This is a genomic window from Faecalibacterium prausnitzii (assembly GCF_003287405.1).
Classification (GTDB): domain Bacteria; phylum Bacillota; class Clostridia; order Oscillospirales; family Ruminococcaceae; genus Faecalibacterium; species Faecalibacterium intestinale.
In genome coordinates this window covers 1-3,848 of record NZ_PRLD01000037.1, presented here as the reverse complement: position 1 = coordinate 3,848, position 3,848 = coordinate 1, and the positions used below count along the sequence as shown (strand labels likewise).

The following is a 3,848-nucleotide window of genomic DNA, read 5'->3' as shown; positions in this document are numbered from 1 at the left end:
CACGGGTCAGTTTGGCGGAATTTTTGCGGACATTCGTCATAGGCATGTCTCCTTTGCACTTCTCCAGACCCGGTGCAGCTCCGGTTGAGTTACACCCTTGTGGGCCGGTAAATATGTAAGGGCCTGCCACTCCTGACCCGAAGCAGCAGCCCAAAAAAGTGCGAGAACTTGAATTTACGCGCCCCACGCGCCCCAAACCACACAAAAGTACCTTTCTGTGTTGATTTTATGGGGCGCATGGCTGGGATGCACGCGCCCTTTTGGGGCGCATCTTGGTTTCTCTCCCGCCCCGAAGGGCGTGTTGCCGCCCTGTATCTGCCCGAAAGGGGCGGATACACACCTGAAGAAAACAGCGATAACAAGTCGAAACCACTACTTTGGGGCGCGTAGGGCGGGAGATTTTCACTTTTCGTGTGTTTTATGCCGCAGCAAAAGCGGGGTGGACGCATACGCCCCGGAAGCCGCGGTACTTTCCCTCGATGTGCTTGGAGAAGGTCAGGCCATACTTCCCCGCATTTTTCAGCAGGAACTGGCTGAACTTCTTTTGCGGAACAGGTGATTCCAGATTATCCTCGCACCACTTGGTGTAGGCGCGATAGAGGTAGGTGGAGCGTTCCTCGGTGTCGGGCTTGAAGCGGACATACGCACTGGCCTGCATGAACTGGGTCAGGTTATCGCTGTCCGCCATGGCTGCTTCGAGGTTCTGGATGGAGCGCTCGCTGATGGTGAACTGATAGCGGTTCGCCAGCAGACGATGCAACCCTTCCAGCATCCACAGCAGGATGCCGGGACGCTCCTCGGACAACTCTTCGATGAGGAAGGGGTTATCCACCCGGGCAGGGTCACGGTCTTTCACCGTGATGAGGATCTGCCTGCGCCAGAAGCCGTCGCTGTCATCGTGAGCGGCCACAAGGTTGCCATTGCCGAAGCAGATGAAACGAACGTACAGCAAGCCTTGGACAGCCTGCTTGTTCTTCCGCTCGATGCACAGGCGATCCTCGGCGGTGACGATGGACTTGATGTTCCGTGTTTCGGGCAAAGCCACCATGTTCAGGTCGTCATCGACCATGACCAGCTTGTACTCCAGATTTGCACTGGCAAAGCGGTTCGTTTCGATGCGGAGGATGGATTCGGAGTGAGAGGCTTCCCCGAACAGCTTCTTCAGTAGCAAGCCGATGCGGGATTTTCCCTCGCCGCCCTTGCCGGTCATGACCAGCATCTTCTGCGCCTTGGTAGACGGGATCAGGAGATAGCCAAGGTATTCCTGCAAGGTCAGAATGTCCTCCGGGATCAGCAGACCGTCCAGAAATTCCAGCCACTTGGTCGGTGCAGGGGCATCGGGCTGGTATTCCACGGGGAGCCGGTTCAGGCAGAGTTCCTTTTCCGGCACAAATCCCCGCTCGTCCAGAAAGTAGGTTCCGTTCTGGAGATGGATGCGGTCAAGCTGGGGTTTCCATTCAGGGGTATAGGTTTCGATACGGAGTGCGTCCAGAACCTGCTTCTCCTTCTTGGCAAGGTTGTCGAGCACAAAGTCACGGAGGTCGCTGTGGACTTCGTAGAGCAGTGCATCCTCGTCTACCTCGCCGTTCTGGTCGAACAGCTTCTGTTTCAGGCACATCATGGGGTGCTTCTCTAAAAGGTACTGGCAGTAAGCGGTTTCACGCACTTTGCCCTTGCTGTCTACCCAAGGGCATTCGCATTCTTCCTCTTCTTCCAGTTCGTCCTCATCACGCCAATCTTCGTTCCTCTTTTTCCAGTCGCTCATGCAATCCCTCCCAATACTTCCGTAGCTCGTTTTCGGTCTGCGGGTCCGGGAGCACCGAACAGTCCAGATAATATTCAACGATGTCAAGGTTCTTTATCGCTTCAAGAAAGCAGGGGTGAAGTTCTTCTGTGGGTGACTGCGGTGCGTATCGGATCCGCCAACGCTGCAGACAGCGGTAATAGTCCAGCAGCTGCTGCCGGACGGTGGACGGTCTGCGGGGAGCAAGCCGCACCTTGCCGTCGGCAAGTGCCATGCCGAAATCGTTCTTCAACTTTTCCACAGCCTTATAGGGAGAAAGTTGAAAAAGTCTGCCGACAAAATCGATCACATCGCCATCCGCCTGACAGGCGAAACAGTGGAAACGGCTGTCCACCTTCATGCTGGGGTGTTTGTCCCCGTGAAAGGGACAGCACATCATGCCGTTCCGGTTTACGGCGAAGCCGTATAGCTCTGCTGCCTGCCGGGTCGAGATGGCGTTTTTTACGTCCGAAAAGACAGAGGTGCTACCCTCCGTCCCAATGGGCGGGGTACAGGCGAAAGGACGAAGCCCGGTGAGGGGCGTGGGTGAGGTTGGGTTTATTCACACATCGATCCGTCAGAGTGTTGTTCATTTGACCTCCTGCTGCGGTACGGCGTGGCTGCGCTCTTCCTTGCGGAAGAAGGCATCCACGTTTTGTTGTGCGGTGCGGAGTTCACGCAGTTCGATCTGCGTTTTCTTGTAGCGGGTGTAGAAACCGTTTTTCTCCGAGGAAAGGGTCTGATATTCGGCATCCAGCTTTTTGAGGTCCGGCAGTGTCCTGAGCCCGTTGGCCTTGAAATAGGCGCAAGCGGCCTCGTACACAGCAAACTCTGCACGGTGCTGCTCCTTGAACTTGGCGGGATTCCGCACAGTCTGGAGCTTCTGTGCAAGAGGCTTGTACTGCCGATAGACCACAAGATGCCCGCGCAGCTCCTTGAGGGAGACCATGCGGGCATCTATGTCTTTGACCACCGCCAGTGCATCGTCGTGCTGGGTTTGCAGTTCGGCAATGCGCTGGTGCAGGGCATCTTCGCTGAGCAGCTTTTTCTCCTGCAGGAGACACAAGGTCTGCGACCAGCGTTTGAGGTTGAACTTTTTCGCCCAACGCTCATAGCCGATGCCCTTGCCCGCAGCAACGTTCGCCTGAATGTCAACCAGTTTCCTGATCTTATCCGGCTTCTTCTCGCTGCTGGGCTGGATGATGGCGGCAAGCTGGATGTTCTGGGAGAGGGCGGTCAGCACCTGCTCCTTTTCCAGCTTCTTGCTCAGTTTCTTGGCGGTGATGAACTTTGTCCGGCCGGGTGGGCAGTAGCTCAACCGGCCTCGGCTTTCCTTCACGGCGATGCCGTGTTCCTGCATGAGCAATGCAGAAAATTCCTCGAAGGTGGTGGTCTTGTTCAGCACGGAGTAGATCTGCTTTCGCAGCTTGTCCAGTTCGGTCTGGTAGACGGTCTGGGTGGGCTGCTGCCATTCGGCGGCGAGTTTGGCGTTGGCATGGTCGAGACGGCGTTGTCCGCGCCGCTGCGCCCAATACTCGCGCTCCGAAACATGGTCGCCTTGGGCTTCCAGCAGGTTGATCTGGTTCAGGTCGGCTTGCTCGCACATCTCCATAACTGCGACACGGAGGTGCCGGAGCATGGCAGAGGTGCAGCGGTGCTTCTTGCCCGCTTCCCAGTCGCACGGCTTGTCCATGAAGGGCTGCCATTCCACGGTGCGGACGCGCAAGCTGCCGATGACGATGTGGACGTGGATGTTCCCGGCACTGTTGTGACCGTCCGGGTGGGTGCAGACAATGGCGGGATGACCGGGGAAGTTGTCCTTGCAGAACTGCAAGCCAAGGGCTTGCGCCCGCTCCATGGTCAGGCCGTTCTCCACTGCGTCCTTCGGGTCGAAGCTGATGATATAATGGTGGGTCTTCACGTCCTCCCGCCTGCCGTTCTTGCCGTACTTGCGATTGGCAATCAGGCAGGCCATAGCAAACGAAGATTCGCCGCACTCAAGGGTGTCGAGCAGGTACGAATCCCGCAGCTTGGGTCTGCCCTTCTCGTCCAGAATGGGCAGACC

3 protein-coding genes are annotated in these 3,848 nt (G+C 57.0%); all 3 read right to left on the bottom strand.

The genetic code is table 11. The annotated features are described in order from the left end of the window. Positions 1–418: 418 nt before the first annotated feature. Entirely contained in the window at positions 419–1,765 is a 1,347-nt protein-coding gene (locus C4N24_RS14745) for a DNA primase family protein (protein WP_112092014.1), read from the bottom strand. Next, on the bottom strand, positions 1,728–2,180 hold the full coding sequence (locus C4N24_RS14740) for a CHC2 zinc finger domain-containing protein (protein ID WP_278320378.1): 453 nt from the start codon (positions 2,178–2,180) through the stop codon (positions 1,728–1,730). Before C4N24_RS14740 ends, C4N24_RS14745 begins: the two co-directional genes overlap by 38 nt. 192 nt (positions 2,181–2,372) lie before the next feature. Further along, the coding region (locus C4N24_RS14735; protein ID WP_112092012.1) for a relaxase/mobilization nuclease domain-containing protein at positions 2,373–3,848 on the bottom strand (1,476 nt) is incomplete at its 5' end.

Coding starts and splice junctions, on each gene's coding strand:
- C4N24_RS14745 (WP_112092014.1), bottom strand. CDS start 1,765: ATGAGCGACTGGAAAAAGAGGAACGAAGATTGGCGTGATGAGGACGAA.
- C4N24_RS14740 (WP_278320378.1), bottom strand. CDS start 2,180: ATGTGCTGTCCCTTTCACGGGGACAAACACCCCAGCATGAAGGTGGAC.